The 21,386-nt window shown below is 71.3% G+C and carries 10 protein-coding genes; 9 read left to right on the top strand and 1 reads right to left on the bottom strand.

Features of this window, described 5'->3' with window-relative positions:
- Positions 1–124: 124 nt before the first annotated feature.
- The 9 genes from FOH10_RS15030 to FOH10_RS14990 all read left to right on the top strand — a co-directional run bounded on the left by FOH10_RS15030 (position 125) and on the right by FOH10_RS14990 (position 20,414).
- Positions 125–7,930 carry a non-ribosomal peptide synthetase gene (locus tag FOH10_RS15030; RefSeq protein WP_143981181.1) on the top strand — a complete coding sequence of 2,602 codons (7,806 nt, stop codon included), beginning with the start codon at positions 125–127 and terminating at the stop codon, positions 7,928–7,930.
- Entirely contained in the window at positions 7,927–12,987 is a 5,061-nt protein-coding gene (locus FOH10_RS15025) for a non-ribosomal peptide synthetase (RefSeq protein ID WP_143981180.1), read from the top strand. The genes FOH10_RS15030 and FOH10_RS15025 overlap by 4 nt, the downstream gene beginning before the upstream one ends.
- The gene (locus tag FOH10_RS35220) at positions 12,984–13,895 is read left to right on the top strand and encodes a hypothetical protein (protein ID WP_221937977.1); all 912 of its coding nucleotides are present in this window, start codon (positions 12,984–12,986) and stop codon (positions 13,893–13,895) included. Before FOH10_RS15025 ends, FOH10_RS35220 begins: the two co-directional genes overlap by 4 nt.
- Positions 13,892–14,959, top strand: a complete 1,068-nt coding sequence (locus tag FOH10_RS15015; RefSeq protein WP_221937976.1) for a Gfo/Idh/MocA family oxidoreductase — start codon at positions 13,892–13,894, stop codon at positions 14,957–14,959. Before FOH10_RS35220 ends, FOH10_RS15015 begins: the two co-directional genes overlap by 4 nt.
- Before the next feature lies 1 nt (position 14,960).
- The gene (locus FOH10_RS15010; protein WP_143981178.1) at positions 14,961–16,058 is read left to right on the top strand and encodes a cytochrome P450; all 1,098 of its coding nucleotides are present in this window, start codon (positions 14,961–14,963) and stop codon (positions 16,056–16,058) included.
- Complete coding sequence (locus FOH10_RS15005; protein WP_143984105.1) at positions 16,058–17,020, top strand: methyltransferase; 963 nt, start codon at positions 16,058–16,060, stop codon at positions 17,018–17,020. Before FOH10_RS15010 ends, FOH10_RS15005 begins: the two co-directional genes overlap by 1 nt.
- Positions 17,017–17,766 (top strand): class I SAM-dependent methyltransferase, encoded by a 750-nt coding sequence (locus FOH10_RS15000; protein ID WP_143981177.1) that lies wholly within the window; start codon positions 17,017–17,019, stop codon positions 17,764–17,766. The genes FOH10_RS15005 and FOH10_RS15000 overlap by 4 nt, the downstream gene beginning before the upstream one ends.
- Before the next feature lie 14 nt (positions 17,767–17,780).
- A complete protein-coding gene (locus FOH10_RS14995) occupies positions 17,781–19,124 on the top strand; it encodes a cation:proton antiporter (protein ID WP_143981176.1) in 1,344 nt (447 codons plus the stop codon).
- A 297-nt stretch (positions 19,125–19,421) separates the two neighbouring features.
- Positions 19,422–20,414, top strand: coding sequence for an Acg family FMN-binding oxidoreductase (locus tag FOH10_RS14990; protein ID WP_143981175.1), 993 nt, complete (start codon positions 19,422–19,424; stop codon positions 20,412–20,414).
- A gap of 384 nt (positions 20,415–20,798) precedes the next feature.
- Here FOH10_RS14990 and FOH10_RS14985 read toward each other — a convergent pair whose 3' ends face one another.
- Positions 20,799–21,386 (bottom strand): CBS domain-containing protein, encoded by a 588-nt coding sequence (locus FOH10_RS14985; RefSeq protein WP_221937974.1) that lies wholly within the window; start codon positions 21,384–21,386, stop codon positions 20,799–20,801.

The raw sequence follows: 21,386 nt of genomic DNA, 5'->3' as shown, positions 1-21,386 counted from the left end.
CCGATTCGACGGTCGTCCGAGCGCATTGGTTCGGTCCGTCGAACTCTGATACTACTGTTAATGAAAATCATTGCCGTTTAGGCTAGCCTGTGCGCGCACCACTTTCCAGTGAGGAGGGCCGCCGATGTCGTTATCGGCCTCCGATGTAATCGCTGCCGTCGCAACGGTTCTCGATGTACCACCGACAACACTCGATCCCGAGGAGGATCTGCTGCAACGTGGCCTCGACTCGATCAGCGCCATGGCGCTGGCCGGGCGCTGGCGGCGCGCCGGATCGGGGGTGCGCTTCGTCGACCTGCTCGAGCGGCCGCGGCTCTCGGCCTGGGTGGAGATGGTCGCCGAGCGTGCGGCGGGCCAGCGCGATGCGGCTGCCGAGGCCGCCGACGCACCGGAATCGGGTCGCGCGCTCGGGCCGGATCCCGGCGCGGGTGTACTGCCCGCGTCGAACCATGAGTCGGCCGTCGACGAACCGTTCGACTTGGCGACCATGCAGCACGCCTACTGGGTCGGTCGGCAGCCCGGCCAGCGCCTCGGCGGGGTCGCGGCCCACTTCTACAACGAATTCGACGGTCGGGACGTGGATCCGGACCGATTGGAGGCCGCGGTGACGGCGCTGCTGGCGCGCCACGATATGCTGCGCGCCAGCTTCGATGCCGACGGACGCCAGCGCGTGCTGGCGCGCAGTCCGTGGAACGGCTTGCGAGTGAACGACTTCCGGTCCGATCCGGCCGGGCTCGAACGACTGCGAGCGGAGCTGTCGCATCGGCAGCTGGACGTCGCGCGCGGCGAGGTGTTCGACATCCAGCTCTCGCTGACTCCCGATGGCACGCGCGTGCACGTCAACCTGGATATGCTCGCCGCCGACGCCCAGAGCCTGCGCATCCTGTTCACCGACCTGGCCGCCCTGTACCGCGACCCGCGAGCGCTGCTGCCCGAACTGCGCTACAGCTATCGCCGCTACCTCGCCGAGCATCGCGAGCGGGTGCGCAGTCGGCCGGAATACCGCGCGGCGCAGGAATACTGGCGCGGGCGGCTACCCGAACTGCCGGGCGCGCCCAGCCTTCCGCCCCCGATCGTTTCCGCACCGGTCGCATCAGCACCGGTCGCATCAGCACCGCCCGCATCAGCACCGCCCGCATCAGCGCCGAGCGCTCCAGTGTCGATCTCGTCGATCTCGGCTCGTGCGGCCTCGGCTGCCTCGGTATCGAGTGCTCCAGCACCGACCGTTTCGGGATCGGCTGGCGCGGCCTCGGCAACTCCGGTGTCGGGAGTTTCAGACTCGGCTGGCGCGGAAACGGTCGGTCCGGTGTCGGCCGCTTCGATATCGGACGTTCGGGTGTCGGGCGCTTCGACGTCGACCGATCGGGTGCGGACGGCCTCGACGTCGACCGTTTCGGGATCGGCGGCTGCGGCGTTCGCGAAGCAGGCGTCGGTGGCTTCGGCCGATGCGGGGGCTGCGACGTCGTCTGCGGCCGTTGCGGTTTCGGGTCGGGACGAGACTCGGGTGGTTCGCAAGCATCATCGGTTGTCGCCCGATGCGCGGCGGCGGCTCGAACTGGGGGCTCGACAGCGGGGGATCACGCCGGCCGTCGCCATTGCCGCGGTGTTCGCCGAGGTCGTCGGCGCGTGGAGTGCGCAGCCGTCCTCTCTGCTGAATGTGCCGCTGTTCGACCGTGAGCCCCTGCACCTGGATGTCGCCGGGTTGGTCGGCGACTTCACCTCGTCGGTGTTGGTGGCGGTGGACACGGCGGTGCCGGGTACCTTCGCCGAGCGCGCGTCGGCCCTGCAACGGCGGTTCCGCGCCGACGCCGCGCACGCCGACTATCCCGGCGTGGACGTGCTCCGCGATCTGAGCCGCCACCACGGGGACGCCCAGCTCGCGCCGGTCGTCTACACCAGCGCCCTCGGCTTGGGCGAACTGTTCGCGCCGCAGGTGCGCGCGTGCTTCGGCGATCCGGTCTGGATCATCTCGCAGGGACCGCAGGTCACCCTCGACGCTCAGGTCACCGAGTTCGACGGCGGCCTGCTCGTCAACTGGGACGCCCGCCGCGACGCCTTCGCCCCCGGCGTCCTGGACGCCATGTTCACCGCCTACACCGACCTGCTCGACCTGCTCGTCACCGACGCCACCGCCTGGGACTGCCCGGTGCCGAGCCTGCTGCCCACCGGGCAGCGCGCCGTCCGCGACGCGGTGAACGCCACCACGTCGGGTGCTGGCTCGAATGGTGCTGGCGGGCTGCCGGTTTCGGTCGGCGCGACGCTGCACGAGCCGTTCTTCGCGCTGGCCGACAGCAGGCCCGGCGCACCCGCCGTGCTGTGGGGTGCGGACGGCTGTCTCACCTACGGTGAGCTGGCGCGGCGGGCGCGGGCGATCGCCGCGGAGCTCCCGGCCGGGCAGCTGCTGCCGGTGCGGTTGCCGAAGGGGCCGGATCAGATCGCCACGGTGCTGGGGATTCTCGCGGCCGGGTCGGCCTATGTGCCGGTCGGCGTCGATCAGCCCGCGCATCGGCGCGAGCGGATACTCCGGCACGCCGGACCGCTGCCCGCGGATGAGGCGGAGGGGTTGGCCTATGTCATCTTCACCTCCGGGTCCACCGGAGATCCCAAGGGCGTGCGGATTCCGCACAGCGCCGCCGTCAACACCATCGACGATCTCACCGAGCGCTTCGCCCTGACGAGCCGGGACCGCACGCTGGCGGTGTCGGCGCTGGACTTCGATCTGTCGGTCTTCGATATCTTCGCCCCGCTGCGCACGGGTGGCGCGGTGGTGCTGGTGGGGGAGGAGCAGCGGCGTGATCCGGCGGCCTGGGCCGAGCTGGTCACGCGGCACGGCGTGACGGTCCTCAACTGCGTTCCGGCCGTACTGGACATGCTGGTGTCGACCGCCCGGGAACTGCCGCTGCGGACGGTGCTGGTCGGCGGTGACCGGGTGAGTGTCGACCTGCCCGCCCGCCTGCACGCGGCCGCCCCCGACTGTGTCTTCGCCGCCCTCGGAGGCACCACCGAAACGGCCATTCACTCCACCATCCAGCTCGTGACACCCGAAGCGGCGCACGACTTCTCCGATCCCGCCGCCGGATGGGGCTCGATTCCCTACGGCACGCCGCTGCGCGAGGTGGCCTGCCGGGTGGTCGACCCGCTCGGCCGCGACCGGCCGGACTGGGTGGCCGGTGAACTGCTGATCGGCGGTGCCGGGGTGGCGCGCGGCTATCTCGGTGATCCGGACCGCACCCGGGAACGTTTCGTCGACGGCTGGTATCGCACCGGCGATCTCGCCCGCTACCGACCGGACGGCACCCTGGAATTCCTCGGCCGCATGGACCATCAGGTCAAGGTGCGCGGCCACCGCATCGAGCCCGGGGAGATCGACGCCGCACTGCTCGCGCACCCCGCGGTCGGCCGCGCGGTCACGGTGCTCGCCGGTTCCCGGCTGGCCGCGGCCGTCACACCGGTGACCGAACCGGTCGATGGAACCGCCTTCGACCCACCCTGCGCGGCGGCCACGAATCAGGTACCGGTCGTGCACGCCACGCTCACGCGGCTGCTCGACGACGCGAACCCCATTGCCGGGCGCTTCGAACCGCTGGTGGAACGGTGGCGGGAGTGGCTGCGCGACAACCAGGCACGGGTCTCGGCCGTCGCCGCGCACACCGGGCGGGCGCTGCTGGACCGGGCGGACGGGTCTGTCGAGCCGCTTTCGGCGGATCCGCTGCCAGTCGACGTGCTTCGGGTGGATTCGGTTCCGGTGAATGTGCTTCCGGTGGATTCGGTTCCGGTGAATGTGCTTCCGGTGGATTCGGTTCCGGTGAATGTGCTTCCGGTGGATTCGGTTCCGGCGAGTGTGCTTCCGGTGGATTCGGTTCCGGCGAGTGTGCTTCCGGCGGGTTCGGTTCCGACGAGTGTGCTTCCGGTGGATTCGCTTCCGGCGGAACCGCTTCCGGTCGACCCGCTTCCGGTCGAACCGTTGGCGCGCGTGCTGTCGGGGGAATGTGACCCGCTCACGCTGCTCGATCACCCCGTGCTAGCGCCCACGACGCTGCTGTGGTCGCTGCCGGAGACCACGGAAGCCCTGGACGCGGTGCTGGATGCGGTGCGCGACCTGTCGGGCCGGACCGCGCGGCCGGTGCGTGTCGCCGAACTGGGCGACAACCTCGGTGACCGCCTGCTGGCCGCGATCGACCAGGACCCCGCGCTGGCGGCCGACGCCATCGAGTACACGCGCGTCCCGCGCACCGGGGAGATCCCCGACACCCTGCACGGGCAGTGCGATCTGGTGCTCGCCTTCGCCACCCTGCACACCTATCCCGATCCGGCCGCCGGGCTGTCGGCCGCGGCGTATCTGCTGCGCCCCAAGGGCGTGCTGGTGCTGGTCGAACAGCCCGAACTGCCCCCGCTGGGACTGCTCTCGGCGGCGCTCCTCGAGGGCGGCTTCCCGGGCGGCGATCCGATGCTCGCACCCCGGCGCTGGCAGGAACTGCTGGCCGCGAGTGGATTCGCCGTCGAGCAGGCCGCCGCGCACGGCAGCCTGTTCAGTCTGACGGCCGCCTGGACCGGAGTCCCGGTGGATACCGCCGATCTGGCGGCCTTCCTGGCCGAGCGGCTGCCCGAACCGATGCGGCCCGACACCATCCGGGTGCTGCCTCGGCTGCCGCTGTCCGCCAACGGCAAGATCGACCGGACCGCGCTCACCGCGCTGCTCGCCGCCGCAGAACCGGCCGTCGCGGTGACGCCCCCGGCCACGGCCGCGGAACAGCGGGTCGCGGCGGTGTGGTCGGAAGTGCTGGGCGTCAACGGCATCGGCCGCGAACACGACTTCTTCGCCCTCGGTGGCGACTCCCTGCTCGCCACCCGGATGGTGGGCCGCTTCACCGGAATGAAACTCGCCGACCTCTACGCGCACCGCACCGTAGCGAGTTTCGCCGCCCGGCTGCGTGCCGACGACGCGACTGGACTTCGCACCGTCACCGCGGATCTCGCGGCGCGGTACGAACCGTTCCCCGCCTCCGATATCCAGCGCGCGTACTGGATCGGGCGCGGCAGCGGAGCGGCCCTCGGCGGTGTCGGCACCCACTACTACAGCGAATTCGACTGCCCCGACCTGGATCCGGAGCGGTTCGAACGGGCGTGGCGGACGCTGATCGTCCGCCACGAAATGCTGCGGGCGGTCTTCGACGCCGACGGCAATCAGCGCATCCTGCGGGTCGCCGACCTGCCGGAGTGGCGAATGCGGCGGGTGGACGGCGACGTTCGCGCACTCATGTCCCATCAGGTGCTCGATCCGCACACCTGGCCGCTGTTCGACGTGCGACTGGGCTCCGACGGCCGCGTCGGCATCAGCCTGGACAATATCGTGCTGGACGGGCTGAGCATGATGATCCTGTTCTCCGAACTGGATCTGCTCTACCGGAATCCGGACGTCGAACTCGCGCCGGTCGAGGTCTCCTTCCGCGACTACATCATTCAGATCCAGCCCGCGGCGGGAGAGGAGTCCCGCCGGTACTGGCTGGATCGGATTCCCCAACTGCCGCCCGCACCGAGCCCGCCGCTGCGGGTGGATCCGGCCACCGTGGGCCTGCCGCGCTTCGTGCGCCGCTCCGGGCGGCTGTCGGCCGACGCGTGGGACAGGCTGCGACGCACGGCCCGCGCGGAGGGCCTCACCCCGACGACACTGCTGCTCGCCTGCTACGGCGAGGTGCTGGCCCGATGGTCGGGCCGTCCCGACATCACCGTCAATGTCACCCTGTTCGACCGCGTCGCGGCGCACCCGCACATCAATCGGGTGCTGGGCGATTTCACCTCCCTGCTGTTCACCGAATTCCGCAGCGCGGCCACGATTCTCGACTCCGCCCGGCGGCTGCACGAGCGCATGTGGTCCGATCTCGACCACCGCGACGTCTCACCCATGTGGGTGCTGCGTGAACTCGCCCGCCATCACGGTGAACAGGTCGGTTTCCCGGTCGTGTTCACCAGTGCGCTCGGGGTGGCCGAGGAAGGGCTGTCACTGGACCCCTCGGGCTTCGGCGAGAAGGTGTGGGCGATCTCGCAGACGCCGCAGGTCTGGATGGACCTCCAGGTCCACGAGGCGGACGGCGGCCTGGCCTACGCCCTCGACACGGTGGACGAACTGTTCTGCGAGGGAACGGTTCCCGCGCTGTTCCAGGCGTTCGAAGAGCTGGTGCGGGAGCTGGGCGACCGGGCCGCGACCACGGTCTCGGCGCCGCGCGTCGCGCCCGACCGCGGCATCGGCCCCGGACGAGCACGGCACGGCCTGCTGCACGAAGCCTGCTTCGGGCAGCGGCCGGACGCGGTGGCGCTCGTCCACGAGGGCGGCGAGGTCACCTACGGCGAGCTGACCGACCGCGCCCTGCGCATCGCCGCGACGCTGCCGCCGCATCAGGTGATCGCCATATCGCTGCCGAAGGGCCCCGACCAGATCGCCGCGGTACTCGGTGTTCTCGCGGCCGGTTCGGCCTACCTGCCGATCGGCGTCGACCAGCCCGCGGCGCGACGGGAGCGGGTGCTCGCCGCCGCCGGTGCCGATATCGTGATCGACGATATCGAACGGTTCCTCGCCCCCGCGCCCGCGGCGGCACCGGTGCCGACCGCGCCCGACGCGCTGGCCTATGTCATCTACACCTCCGGTTCGACGGGGGAGCCGAAGGGCGTGGAGATCACCCACGCCGCCGCGTACAACACCGTCACCGATGTCAACGAACGCTACGGCGTGGACTCCCGCGACCGCGTACTCGCCGTCTCCGCACTCGATTTCGACCTGTCGGTGTACGACATCTTCGGTCTGCTGTCTGTCGGCGGCACACTGGTGCTGATCGACGAGGACGCGCGCCGCGACGCACGGACCTGGTCGCGGCTGGTGAGCGAGCACCGCGTCACCGTGTGGAACACCGTCCCGACCCTGCTGGACATGCTGCTGGCCGCCACCGACACGGCGACGCTGCCACTGCGGCTGGTCCTGGTGTCCGGCGACTGGGTGAACCTGGACTCACCCGCCCGGCTGCACGCCGTCGCACCAGACTGCCGATTCGTCGCCCTCGGTGGCGCGACCGAGGCCGCCATCTGGTCGAATGCCTGTGAGGTGCACGAGGTTCCGGAGCGCTGGACCTCGATCCCCTACGGTCATGCGCTGCGCGGCCAGCGTTATCGCGTCGTGGACGACTTCGGTCGCGACTGCCCGGACTGGGTCGCGGGCGAACTGTGGATCGGCGGGGCGGGCGTGGCGCACGGCTACCGGGGCGACCCGGAACTGACCGCCGCGAAGTTCGTCCCGCACGACGGCGTGCGCTGGTACCGGACGGGGGACCGGGGCCGGTTCTGGGCCGACGGCACCCTCGAATTCCTCGGCCGCACCGACCACCAGGTCAAGATCCGTGGTCACCGCATCGAACTCGGCGAGATCGAATCGGCCTTGGCGTCGTACCCCGGCGTCGCCGACGGTGTCGCCGTGGCGACGGGTGCGCGGACGCGGCGGCGATTGGCCGGATTCGTCGTACCGCAGCCCGACGGCCCGGCGCCGGACACCGATGCGCTGCGCGAACATCTGCGCGGCCTGCTGCCGGCGTACGCGGTGCCGCACGCGCTCGTGGTGCTGGACGCGCTGCCGCTGACCGCCAACGGCAAGGTCGACCGGCGCGCGCTCGCGGACGTCGATCACGAGATCACCGTGGACCCGCCGACCGGCCCCACCGAGACACTGCTCGCCGCACTGCTCGGCGAACTGCTGCGGGTGACACCGGGCCGCGACGACAACTTCTTCGCACTCGGCTGCGACAGCCTCATCGTCACCCGCCTCACCGAACGCCTGCGCCGAGAGCACGGCATTCGACTGACCCTGCGCGAAGTGTTCTCCGCGCCGACCATTGCCGACCTCGCGGGGTTCATCGACACCCGGCGAATCGAGGAAGGGGAGCTGTGAACAGCCCAACCGACACCCGTCCCGCCGATACCGTCGCGGCCGACGCCGATCCGGCCCAGCTGATCGCGCGCCTGCGCCGCCTCGGCATCGAATTGTGGACCGAGGAGGGCGCACTGCGTTACCGCGCCCCGGCCGGAGTCTTCACCGACGCGGACAAGCAGACATTGAAACGGCACCGCGACGAGGTCATCGCCCTGCTGTCCGCGCAGCGCACCCTGACACCCGCGCCGGAGCAGCGCTTCGAACCGTTCCCGCTCACCGACGTGCAGTCGGCCTACCTGCTCGGCCAGACGGACGCGTTCGAATACGGCGGCGTCTCCTGCCACGGCTACCTTGAGGTCTGGCTCGGCGACGTGGATCCGGAGGCGGTGCAGGCGGCCTGGGCCGAACTCGTAGGCCGCCACGACATGCTGCGCGCGGTCGTCGACCCGACCACCGGAACCCAGCGGGTCCTGCCCGAGGTGCCGCCGGTGCGGGTGCGCCGCGACGACTCGGCGGAACGGGTGCGCGCCGAACTGAGCCACGCCCGCTACGACGCCGCGCACTGGCCGCTGCACACACTGTGCCTGACCCCGGGCTGGCTGCTGCACATCTCGGTGGATCTGCTCATCGCCGATTTCGCCAGTGTGCAACTGCTGGTGGGCGAACTGCTGGCCCTGCTGCGCGGTGAGACGCTGCCGCCGATCGACATCTCGTTCCGCGACTACGTACTCGCCCAGCGCGCCCTGCGGGACGGTCCCGACTACGCCGAGCACCGCGACTACTGGCTGGACCGGCTCGCCGACCTGCCGCCCGCCCCGGAACTGCCGCTGGCCGCCGATGGTGGAGGATCCGAGACCTCCGTCCGCTTCCACCGGCTCCAGCGGCGCATCCCCACGGTCCGCGACAGCGCGGCCGCGCACGGCGTCACCACCTCGGCCCTGGTGCTCGCCGCGTACGCCGAAGCCATCGGACGGTGGAGCCGCAACCAGCGGTTCACCATCAATATGCCGTTGCAGAACCGGCTCGCTCTGCACGAGCAGGTCTGCGCCCTGGTCGGCGACTTCACGTCGGTCAACCTGCTGGAGGTCGATCTCACCGAGCCGGTGCCGCTGGTCGAACGGGCGCGCCGACTGGGCGCCCGGCTGCTGTCCGATATCGACCACCGGCTCTACTCCGGGGTGGAGGTGCTGCGCGAACTCGGCCGCCGGGCGGCCAGCGACGCCACCGACAGTGGGCGGGCACTCATGCCGGTGGTCTTCACCGGTGTGCTGGGCGGCGGTACCGAGGTGCGGTACGGCATCAGCCAGACCCCGCAGGTGTGGATCGACTGCCAGGCCGTGGAGCAGGACGACACCATGCTCGTCAGCTGGGATGTCCGCGAGGGGGTGTTCCCGGACGGACTCGCCGAGGCCGCGTTCGACATGTTCGCGGCACTGCTGACCGGACCCGCCGACATCGGCCCGCCATATCCGCTGCCCGCCGATCAGGAGCGAATCCGGCAGGCGGTCAACGACACTCGCGTCGACCTGCCCACCGGGCTGCTGCACGAACCCTGGCTCGCGGCGGCGCGCCGCCACGGCGACCGCCCGGCCGTCATCGCCGGGGGCCGGGTGCTCAGCCACGCCGAACTGCTCACGCGCGCCCGGCAAGTCGCCGCGTCGCTGCGCGCCGAGGTGCGGCCGGGCGATCTGGTGGCCGTCACCATGGACAAGGGCCTCGACCAGATCGCCGCGGTGCTGGGCGTCGTGCTCGCCGGGGCCGCGTACGTTCCGGTCGACACCAATCAGCCCGCCCCGCGCCGCGCCGCCATGCTCGACGGAATCGACCACGTGCTCACCGAGATCCCGGAGACCGGCGCGGATGTCGCCGAACCGCCGTCGCCCGGAATCGACCCGGACGCGCTCGCGTACGTGATCTACACCTCCGGCTCCACCGGCACCCCGAAGGGTGTGATGATCTCGCACGCGGCCGCGCGCAACACCATCGAGGACATCAACTCCCGATTCGAGGTCACCGAGCACGACCGGGTGCTGGGGCTGGCCCAGCTCGGATTCGACCTGTCCGTGTACGACATCTTCGGCGTACTGGGCGCGGGCGGCTGCCTCGTCCTGCCCGATCCGGACCGGCGCGCCGATCCGTCACACTGGGCCGAACTCATCACCGGCCACGGCGTGACCATCTGGAATTCCGTTCCGGCCCAGGCACAGATGCTCGCCGACTACCTGCCCGGCGACGCGCCCTCGGTGCGGGTGGCGCTGCTGTCCGGCGACTGGATTCCGGTGGCGCTGCCCGGGCAGCTGCGGGAGCGGCTGCCGAAGGCGCGGCTGTTCAGCCTGGGCGGCGCGACGGAGGCGTCGATCTGGTCCATCGGCCACGAGATCGAAGACCTGGCCCCGGGGGCGACCAGTGTGCCCTATGGAAAACCCTTGGCCAATCAGCGCTTCCGCATTGTCGACGCGCTCGGCCGGGACTGTCCGGACTGGGTGCCGGGTGAGTTGTGGATCGGCGGCGCGGGAGTGGCACGCGGGTACCGCGACGATGAGGCGCTGACCGAGCGGAAGTTCGGTGACGGCTGGTACCGCACCGGCGATCTCGGGCGCTATCTGCCCGACGGGACCATCGAATTCCTCGGCCGCGCCGACAATCAGGTGAAGGTGCGCGGCCACCGCATCGAGCTGGCTGAGGTGGAGGCGGCGCTGGCGGCGCACCCGGAGGTCGCGGCGGCGGCAGTGGTGGTCCAGGGTGAGGGCACCGCGCGGCGGCTGGTGGCCTTCACCGAGTCCGCGCTGCACCAGGCCGGTGCCGAGGTCCTGCGACAGCGCACCGCCGGTGCGCCATCGGGAGACGTCGAGGCCGAGCGGATCGCCGACTTCGCGCACGCGCTGGACGCGGCCGTCCTGGCCGACGCCCGCGCCGCCGTCGACGCGGTGGCCGATCACGAGGTCGCCCCCCGCCATCGTGAGCTGCTGCGCCGCTGGCGAAACGTGCTGCGGGACAACCCGTCCTCTGAACCTACCGACGCTCGCACCGCCGCCGCTGCCTCGGCCGATCGCGGCGCGACCGATGTCTGGGAGCGGGTGCGGGAACTGGCCGTGCCGGACCTGTGTGACGAGCGGCTGATCGACTATCTGCACACCTGCGCGCAGTCCATGCCCGAGGTGCTGCGCGGTGAGCTGGATCCCATGACGCTCATGTTCCCCGACGGGGGGATGGCGGTGGCCGAGGCCGCCTACCGGACCAACATCATGACCCGGTACCTCAATGCCGTCGCGGCCGAGGCGGTGCGGCGGCGTGCGCCGCGCCGGGTGCTCGAGGTCGGTGCGGGAGTGGGCGCGACAACGGCGGAGGTGCTCGCCGCCGGATACGCGCCGACCCGCGACTACGTCTACACCGATGTGTCGCCGTACCTGCTCGAGCACGGACGCGCCCGCTTTCCCGGATTGACCTTCGCCCGCTTCGACATCGACGTCCCGCCCCGCGAACAGGGCTTCGCACCGGAGTCCTTCGACCTCATCCTGTGCGCGGGCGTGCTCAACAACGCCCGCCACACCGGCCGCACCCTGGGCTGGCTGCGCGAACTCCTCGCACCCGGCGGCACCCTGGTGATCACCGAGCCCACCCGGGAACACCACGAGGTGCTGGCCTCGCAGGCATTCATGATGACCGCGCCGGAGGACCAGCGCGCCGACACCGGGCGCACCTTCCTGACCCGCGAGGAATGGCTGTCCGAACTCGAGCCGTTCGGACAGGTGACCTGCCTTCCGGAACCGGGACACCCCCTGGAACCGCTGGGGCAGCACGTTTTCGTCGCCGGACCCTCGATCACCGACCGGCTGCGCGCCACCCTGCCCGACTACATGGTTCCCGCCGTGATCGAAACCCTGCCCGCACTGCCGCTCACCGACAACGGCAAGGTGGACCGGCGCGCCCTGGCGGCGCTGGCCGATACCCGCACCGCCGCGGCGGATCGGGCGACCGGAACGGACGACGAACCCCGCGACGAGCTCGAGCGCCAACTCGCGGGCATCATCGCGGATGTGGTGCGTCGCCGCCATATTCCACGCACCGCCAACCTGTTCGGGCTCGGCGCGGATTCGGTCATGCTGAGCCAGATCGCGGGCCGGGTACAGCAGGAGGTGACCCTCGCGCACCCGCTCTACTTCGACAGCATCCTGCGCCAGCTGCTCCATCAGCCCACCCTCGCCGACCTGGCCGGTCACCTGCGCGCGGCCGGTGACCCCGAATCCGCCGCTCCCGCAACGCCGCTGGTGGACCTGGGCGGCCCGCCCAGCGATCCGCACCCGGTCATCGTCCTGGTGCACGAGGGGCTGGGGACCATGGCCCCCTATCAGCGACTGGCCGCGCGCCTGTCGGCGACCCGGCGGGTGCTCGGCCTGGCCGTGCCCGACCCCCGCGCCTTCGCCGAGATCGCCCCGGAGGTCCTCATCGACCGCCTCGCCGCGGACTACGCCGACGCGCTGCTCGCGGCCGGGCACACCACCATCCGCCTGGTCGGCTACTGCCTGGGCGGCCTGCTCGCCACCGAGGTGGCCCGGACCTTCACCGAACGTGGCGGCAGCGTGGACCGGCTCACCGTGATCAGCAGCTACCCACCGGAATTCGAGGTGGAGGAGCCCATGGTGCTGGAGGGCACCTTCGCGCAGGCGCTCGGAGCCGACCCCGCGACACTGGGATATCCGGGCGACACCGAGGAACTGGGTCGCGCCCTGGCCGACATCCTGGCCGCCACCCCGGGCCGGATACCCGCCGGATCACTCGACTTCGGCGGCCTCGCGGAATTGTCACCGGAGGAGCGGATCGCGCGGATCACCACCGACCCGCACCAGTTCGCGGTGTTCCGCAACAGCTTCCAGGCGGCCAGTCGGCACGCGCCGCCGCTGTACGCCGGTGACATCACCCTGCTGCGACCGCGCGAGGGAATGCGGTTGGTCTCCGGCATGTCCGGCGACCTCACCGACTACTGGTCGACGGTGTGCCTGGGTCGGTTCGATGTCGTCGAGATTCCCGGCAACCACTTCACCTGCCTGGCCCACGACCTCACCGCGCGGCTGTGACGGCCGGTCCCGTCATCGGAGTGCTCGGCGCGACCGGAGCCGTCGGGTCGGCCCTGCTCAGCATGCTCTCCGGTCACCCCGTGCGGCCGGGCACCCGCGTGGACTTCGCCGACCTGCGGCACTGGGCCACCGGTTGCGCGGTGGTCGTGAACTGCACCGGCGTGCCCGTCGCGGACCGGATACACAGTGCCGGAGCCGATTACGTCGACCCGGCCGCGCGGCCCGGCGACTTGGCGGCACGGCCCGGCGACTTGGCGGCACGGCCCAGCCATCCGGCCACACGACCCGGCGATCCGGTTGCACGACTCGTTGGTCCGGCCGCACGGCCCGGGGGTCCAGCAGGCCCGGGCCGGGACGAGCGGATCGCCGTCTACGACGCCGGTGCCATGCCCGGGGCGGCCGGACTGCTGCCGCGCTACCTGGCCGCCGACCGCGGGGTGCGGCCCGCGCGGCTGTCGGTGACCGCGGGCGGGCTCTACCGGTTCACCCCCGCGGCGGCACGGGAGTTCCTCGCGACCACCGACGGATGGCGGGAGCAGGCGGCCCGGGTCGACCGGGCACTGGGGCTCACCGGCTCCGACTGGAGCACCCGCTTCGACGGCGACTGCGTGCGTCGGCTGCTGCGCGACAGTGTGCCGCCGACGGTCGAACAGCTCTTGGCGGCCGCCGCCGCGGATACCGCGGGCAGAACCGAATATCTGGTCATCACAGCGGAATTGACCGATCTGGACGGCACGGTCCACCGCGCGCGGCTACGTGCCGGACCCGACCTCACCGCCACCATCGCGGCCACCACCGCCCTCGCCGTCCTGCACGGCGAGATCCCGCCCGGCAGCCACAGCGCCGACGATGTGCTCGACCCGCTCCGGGTGATTCCGCCATTGCTCGGCGAGGAAGGAACACTGTGAAAGTCCTCGTGTGCGGTACCGGCTTCGGTCGGGTGTACCTGCGCGCCCTGGAACGAGAACCGTTCCAGCTCACCGGCATTCTCGCCCGGGGCGGCGAACGCTCCCGCGCCTGCGCGCGGGAGTACGGGGTGCCGCTCCACACCGCGCCCGACCAGGTCCCCGACGGTGTGGATCTGGCCTGTGTGGTGGTGCCCAGCGGCGTCGGCGGCGGCCCCGGAGCCGAACTCGCCCAGGCGTTCCTGGCCCGCGACATCCCGGTACTGCTCGAACATCCGGTGCGCGCCGACGAACTCGCCGACTGCCTGCGGGTCGCCGCGCGGCGACGAGTCATGTTCGGCGTCAACACCTTCTACGTGCATCTGGAGCCGGTGCGCCGGTTCCTGGACGCGGCGCACCGGCTGCTGCGCACCCACCCGGCGACCTTCGTGGACGCCAGCTGCGCGGTCCAGGTGTCCTACGATCTGCTCGACATCATCGGGCAGACCCTGGGCGGACTGAGCCCGTGGGCGCTGGAACCGTCGGAGATCTCGCAACGACTGCACGGCCTGGCCCGGTCGGCGTTCACCGACCGCTGCGTCAACGCGGTCATCGCGGGGGTGCCGGTCACCCTGCGGGTGAACAACCAGGTCGTACCCGATGATCTCGACCATCCCACCCATCTGCGGCACCAGATCACCCTCGGCACCGAGGCGGGCACCCTGGTGCTGGCCAGCACCCACGGGCCGGTGCTGTGGTGTCCCGCCGTCCACGTGCCCAAGGACGACGGCACCTTCGCCCTCGACGGAGTGGACGCCAGCCCGACGGTGGCGTGCCTGGGGCCGTCCACCGCGCCCGGCGTGCGGGACGTCTTCGACCAGGTGTGGCCGGACGGTGTGCGACATTCGCTGCTGACCATGCGGCAGGCCATCGCCGACGGCGTCGATCCACTCGCGGCCGGGCAGTACCACCTGACGCTGTCGCGGCTGTGGTCGGAGCTCACCCGCGGACTCGGCTACCCGGTGCCGGTGCGGCGGGAGCCCGCGCCCGCCGTGCGGATCGACGAACTGCTGCCGGGGAGGAGCTGAGATGTCCACGGGTATCACCGACACGTCCACCGGCGACACCGTCTTCAATCCGCTCGACTCCCGGCACATCCGCGATCCGTATCCGCTGCTGCGCGACCACCCGCCGGTGGCCTGCCCGTTCTCCGGATTCCGGGTCGTGGTGTCCGACGCGGTGTCGCGCACCGTGCTGCGGGACGCGACGAGCTTCTCGAGCCGGGCGAACAACACCGTCGCCGCACAGGCGACCGCGCCGGAGAAGGTGCCGGCGCTGTCCCAACTCGACGCACCCGAGCACACCCGGCTGCGCGCGCTGATACGCGGACAGTTCACCGCCAAGGCACTGGCCGACCTGGAACCCGTCCTGGCGGCACACGCTCGCACGCACGCCGCGACCGCCGAGGATCTGGTGACCGACTTCGCCGAACCGCTGCCCGCCCTCGCCCTCGCCGAATTCCTGGAACTGCCAAGCGATCTGGTGCGACGGTGGGTGTCGGAGTTCACCACCCTGGTCGGCTACGAGACCGCGCCCGGCTGGTCCGAGTTCCGCGACCACGTCGGCGGCCTGCGGCTGCGGCGCTTCCCCGACCTCACCGCGCCGGAGCGGCGGATGCTCGTGCACTTCCTCGTCGTCGCCGGTGTCCGCAATGTCACCCACCTGATCGGCAATCTGCTGCACCGCCTGCTGATCTCGCGGATGTGGCCGCTGCCCGCCGAGCACCTCGGCGCGGCCGTCGAGGAGTCGCTGCGGCACGAGCCGCCCGCGCTGTGGAGTATGCGCACGGCGACGCGCCCCTGCCCGGTCGGCGATACACCGGTCGCGGCGGGGGAGCGGATCTTCGTCGTCACCGCCGGAGCCAACCGCGATCCCCGACGCTGGCCGGACCCCGACGAGTTCCGCTTGCATCGACCGGGCGCGGCGGGCCACCTCAGCTTCGGCGCCGGGCCGCACGCCTGCCTCGGCGCGACATTCACCCGCCTGCAAGCCCAGATCTATCTGCGCGTGCTTGCCGAGACCGCACCGCGCCTGCGGCTGGCGGACGGATTCAGCTATCGATCGACCGGCGACCTGATGAGTCGCGGTCCCGCCACGCTACCGGTACGGAGGTTGCCGTGTCCCTGATGGATCAATCGGATCTGGTGACGCCCTGGGCGATTCGGGTCGCGGCGACCCTGCGCATCGCCGATCTGATCGCCGACGGTGTCGACGACGCGCACGAGTTGGCCCGCAAGGCCGGGGCGAATGCCGATGCGCTGCACCGTCTGCTGCGCTACCTCGCCTGCCGTGGCGTGTTCACCGAAACCGTGCCCGGCCGCTTCGGACTCACCGACTCCGCGCGGCTGCTGTGCTCGGACCACCCACTCGCCATGCGGGATTGGTTCGATCTGGACGGGGCGGGCGGTCGCATGGACCGCGCGTTCGGCGCACTGCTCGAGGTGGTGCGCACCGGGGAGCCCGGCTATCCGGTGGTGCACGGTCGATCGCTGTGGGACGACACCGACGCCTCCTACAACGAACTCATGAGCAAGCACACCCGCTTCACCGTCCCCACCCTCACCGACGCCTACGCCTGGGACCGGGTGCGCTCGGTGGTCGATGTCGGCGGCGGCTCCGGTGCGGTGCTCAGCGCACTCGCGTCGGCGCATCCCCGGTTGACCGGCACCCTGGTGGATCTGCCCGATGCCGCCGAGGCTGCCGCCCGCGCCTTCGAGCGGGCCGGGCTGGGCGAGCGGTGCACCGCCCGGGCGGGCGACTTCTTCGAACCGCTGCCCGCGGACGCGGACGCCTACCTGCTGACCTGGGTGCTGCACGATTGGCCCGACGCCGACGCCGCACGCATTCTGCGGCGGTGCGCCGAGGCCGCGGGCCCGCACGGTCGCGTCCTCGTGGTGGAGAACCTGGACAGCGGTGTGCGGCCGGAGATCACCACCGCCATGGATCTGCGCCTGCTGGTCCTGTTCGGCGGGCGCGAACGCACCAGCGAACAGCTCGACGAGCTGGCGTCGGCGGCCGGGCTGCGGCGGCTGTCCGCCCGCACCCTGCCGGGACCGACCCCGGTCTCGCTGATGGAGTACGCGCGGTGATCGACCCCTATGCCGCCACCGCCGAGTTCTACGACCTGGTCGCGGTGCCGCTGTGGGCGCGCAAGGGGCCGGTGCTGGCGGCCGCGCTGCGGCGGGCCCGACCCGACCTGGGCCCGATCCTGGACATCGGCGCGGGCACCGGGCTGTCCACCGCGGCGGTCGCCGACGCGGTTCCGGACGCGAAAGTCATCGCGGTGGAACCCTCGGCGGCCATGCGGATCGCGCTGGCCACCCGGATCGCGGTGCGCGGACTGACCGATCGCGTCACCATCGTGGCCGATCCGGTGGGCGCGCTGGCCTTTCCGGACCGGCTGGGCGGGGCCGTCGTCTACGGCGTACTCGGCCACCTGCCCGCCGCCGATCGGACCCGGCTGCTGACCACGCTCGGTGAGCGGCTGGCACCCGGAGCTCCCGCCGTCGTCGAACTGCTCGACGAGACCGCGCCGCCCACGCCCGCCCCGACGCGGATCGCGCGAGTTCCGGTGGGGGAGCACCACATCGAAGTCTGGAGCCGCGGTAGCGAGGACGAACCGGCGCGGCAGCCGGGCGGTCCGGTGCGGTGGACGCTGACCTACCGGCTGCTGCACCGGAACACGGTGCTGCGGACGGTGGAGACCCCCATCCCGTGGGCGGACTACGATCTGGCCGCCCTGCGTGCCGAGGCCCGGCGGGCGGGACTGCGCTGTACGCGCGTCGCCCCCGATACCGCGCTGCTCATCCACGGCGACGCCGCCGAATTCGAGTGAAGGACAGCCCGGTCATGCCCTCCCTGCTGGAGCTGTCCATGCACTTCTTCGTGCAGATGGCCGTCATTCTGGTGGCGTACCGGCTGGTGTGGCTGGTGTGCCGACCGCTGGGGCAGGTGCAGGTGGTCGCCATCATGGCCGCCGGATTTCTGCTCGGCCCCTCGGTGCTCGGCGCGGTGTGGCCCGCCGCGCAGCGGTGGCTGTTCCCCAGCACCATCGCGATCGGCGGCGAGACCGTGACCCATCCGTCGCTCGGCGTCATCTACGTCGTCGGGCAGCTCGGGCTGGTGCTGTACATGTTCCTGGTCGGCTCGGCCTTCCAGACCGACATTCTCGGCGCGCACGTCCGGGTGGCGGGAGCCACCGCCACCGCCGGGGTGGCGGTGCCGATGCTGCTGGGCGGGGCGACGGGACTCGTGCTGGCCGCCCGTGGCGGCTACTTCACCGACGAGATCGCGTCCTGGCAGGCGGCGCTGTTCCTGGCCGCCGCGGTCGCCATCACCGCGTTTCCGATGCTGGCGTGGATCATTCACGATTCCGGGCTGCATCGCACGCGCATCGGCACCATGGCGCTGGCCTGCGCCGCCTCCGACGACGCCTGCGCGTGGGTGCTGCTGGCCGCGGTCGTGGCCAGTACCCGGGGCGACGCGGCGGGTGCGCTGATCGCGGTGGGTGGTGGCGTGGGGTTCGTGGTGTTCATGCTGACCGTCGGCAGGCGTGCGCTGGCACCGCTCAACGGCTGGGCGGACCGCGACCCGCACGGCGACGCCGTGGCGACCGCACCGCTGATCGTCATGCTCACGGTGGTGCTGCTGTGCGCCTGGTTCACCGACCTGGTCGGCGTGTACTCGGTATTCGGGGCGTTCGTCGCCGGTATCGCCATGCCGCGCGGCCGCCTGCTCGACCAGGTGTGCGCCCGCACCGAACCGCTGGTGTCGTATCTGCTGCTACCCGCGTTCTTCATCTTCTCCGGTCTCAATACCGAACTGAGCCTGATTCTCGAGCCATCGGTCCTGCTGACGGCCGTCGCCGTGCTGGTGGTCTCGTTCGGCGGGAAATTCGGCGCGGTCACCGTGGCCGCCCGCTACCAGGGCATGAGCTGGCGCGAAGCCGGTTCGATGGGCGCGCTCGCCAACGCCCGCGGCCTGATGGAACTCATCCTGCTGAATATCGGCCTCACCGCGGGCCTCATCACCCCCGCCCTCTACACCATCCTCGCCCTCATGGCCCTCGTCACCACCTTCGCCACCACCCCCCTCTTCCGGCTCTTCGAACGCAACGCCCACAAGCACGGCCGCACCTTCGGGGCCGACGGCGAGGTGCCCATCCGATCGGAGGAGATGCCCACAGCCCGCTGAAGTCACTCGCGGCGGTGCCGTTCGGCCCTGCTGTCGACCGGGGGCGGTGGCGCATGGTGAACGGTAGGCGGCCAACGGGTTTCGCCGGATCCGACTACCGCCCTCGAAAGGAGTGAGACAATGGACTGGCCCACCGCGGCGGTGCTCATCGCACTGCTCATCGCCATCACCGCGATCGTGACCACCATGATCGCGGCGCGCAATGGCAAGTCGTGATCTCGGGAAGTGACCATGGACCCACCGCTGGGGGCGGAAGGGCGGTACCGACCGCTCCCGGAGGCGACCAGACTCACCACTATGAGCAGCAGCGATTTCCCCACGACGGCAACCGTTCCCGATCGGTCGACGGTGACAGCGGCGCTGGAGCTCGCCGCTCGCGCTCCGTCCGTCCACAACACCCAGCCCTGGCGCTGGATCTTCGACGGGCACAATCTGCACCTGTACGGCGATGTCGACCGCCGACTGCCCGCCACCGATCCGCACCATCGCCAGTGGGCGATGAGCTGCGGCGCCGAGTTGCATCACGCCCGGCTCGCCTTCGCCGCCCGCGGCTGGCATACCGATGTGGTCCGGCTCCCGGAGACCGAACGTCCGGAGCGGCTGGCCACGCTGCGCTTCCACGCCTGGCCGGATCCGCCCGCGGCGGTGACGGCGCGGGCGGAGGCCATGGCCCGCCGCTACACCGATCGGCTACCGCTGGCCGAGCCGCAGGGGTGGGTCGCCTTGTCGCCGACCCTGCGCGGCCTGGCCTCCCCGCACGATCTCGCGCTGGACGTGCTGGACGAGAACGCCCGCTCCCAGCTGATCGAACTGTCCCGGCACGCCACCGCCGCCCGCCGCTACGACATGCAGTACCGGTCGGAACTGGATTGGTGGGCCGGGCATTCCGGCATGTCGTCGGGCGTTCCGCCGGAGGCGTTGCCCTCCGTGGGTGAAGAGGCCCGCGTCGGCGTCGCGCGGTCGTTCCGGCATCCCGAGCACGCGCCGCGCCGCACCGCCACCGACCACGCGCGACTGGTGGTGCTGAGCTCCCACGACGACACCCTGCTGCGCTGGCTGCACACCGGGGAGGCGCTCTCGGCCGTGCTGCTGGAGTGCACCGCGCACGACCTGGCGACCTGTGCCCTCACACATGTGACCGAACTGCCCGCCGCGCGCCGGGCCATCGCCGACCTGCTGCCGCATTCGGCCCTGCCGCAGGTGGTGATTCGGGTGGGCAGCGTCGCCGAAGGGGAGCGCCCGCCGCTGACCGCGCGGCGCCCGCTGACCGAAACCCTGACTTTCCACTGACAGTCCGCACGCTGACAGACCGCACGCTGACGGGCTCACGCTGGCTGACGGACCTCACACACAGACCTCACGAGGGCTTGGGAGTTGCCCGGACCTCATGATGGCACCTCACGATGGCTCGGAGGCTCCCCGGACTTCACGATGGCTCGGGGGACCGTCCGGATCGAGGTTCGTCGGCCGAACAGTCTTTCGCTGCCTGGTCCTTCGGTACCGAGTGGTGCCGACGACTTTTCTGGGACTATTGGGCCGACGACTATTGGTGCCGACGACCGGCACCGATCGGCGGGTGTGTACCGCGGGCTGCGGCGGCGACTCGGACGGCGTCGAACGGTCGGTGGGCCGCGGCGGCGACTCGAACGGTCGGTGCGGTCGGCGGCGTCCGGTTCAGCGGTCGGTGACCACGGCCGCGTCGTCGATCAACTCCACCCGGTCCACCCCTGCGACGGTGCGCGCCAGGGCCGCCACCACACTCTGCTCGCTGGCGTCGGCGAACAGTCCGCGGATGACCACCTGACCGTCGGTGACCTCGATGGACCAGGCGCGGCGGCTGCCCGCGTAGTCGTCGAGCAGGGCGCGCACGCGCGCCTCGACGGTGGTCTCGTCACGAATGAGCGCGCGCAGCAGATCGCTGCGGGCGACGATGCCCACCAGCAGGCCGTGCTCGACCACCGGCATGGACCGCAACTGTCCGCTGAGCATGCGCGACGCGATGGCGGAGATATCGGTGCCGGGCGTGACGACCTCGGCGGGTACCGCCATGACGGCCTCGACGACGGCGGTGTCCAGATGCGAGGTGACGCCCAGTGCGTCGGATTCGGAGAACATGCCCACCACTCGGCCCTCGTCGTCGACGACGGGAAGTGCGGCGAAGCCGTGGCCGGTGAGCAGGGCGACCGCCGCGCGGACGGTGACCTGCGGTCCGACGGTGACGACCGGGCGGGTGAGGATATCGCGTGCGTACATGGTGATCAT

The organism is Nocardia otitidiscaviarum (assembly GCF_007362295.1).
Classification (GTDB): domain Bacteria; phylum Actinomycetota; class Actinomycetes; order Mycobacteriales; family Mycobacteriaceae; genus Nocardia; species Nocardia otitidiscaviarum.
The sequence above is the reverse complement of the archived record's forward strand: the minus strand, read 5'-3'. Positions and strand labels throughout refer to the sequence as shown.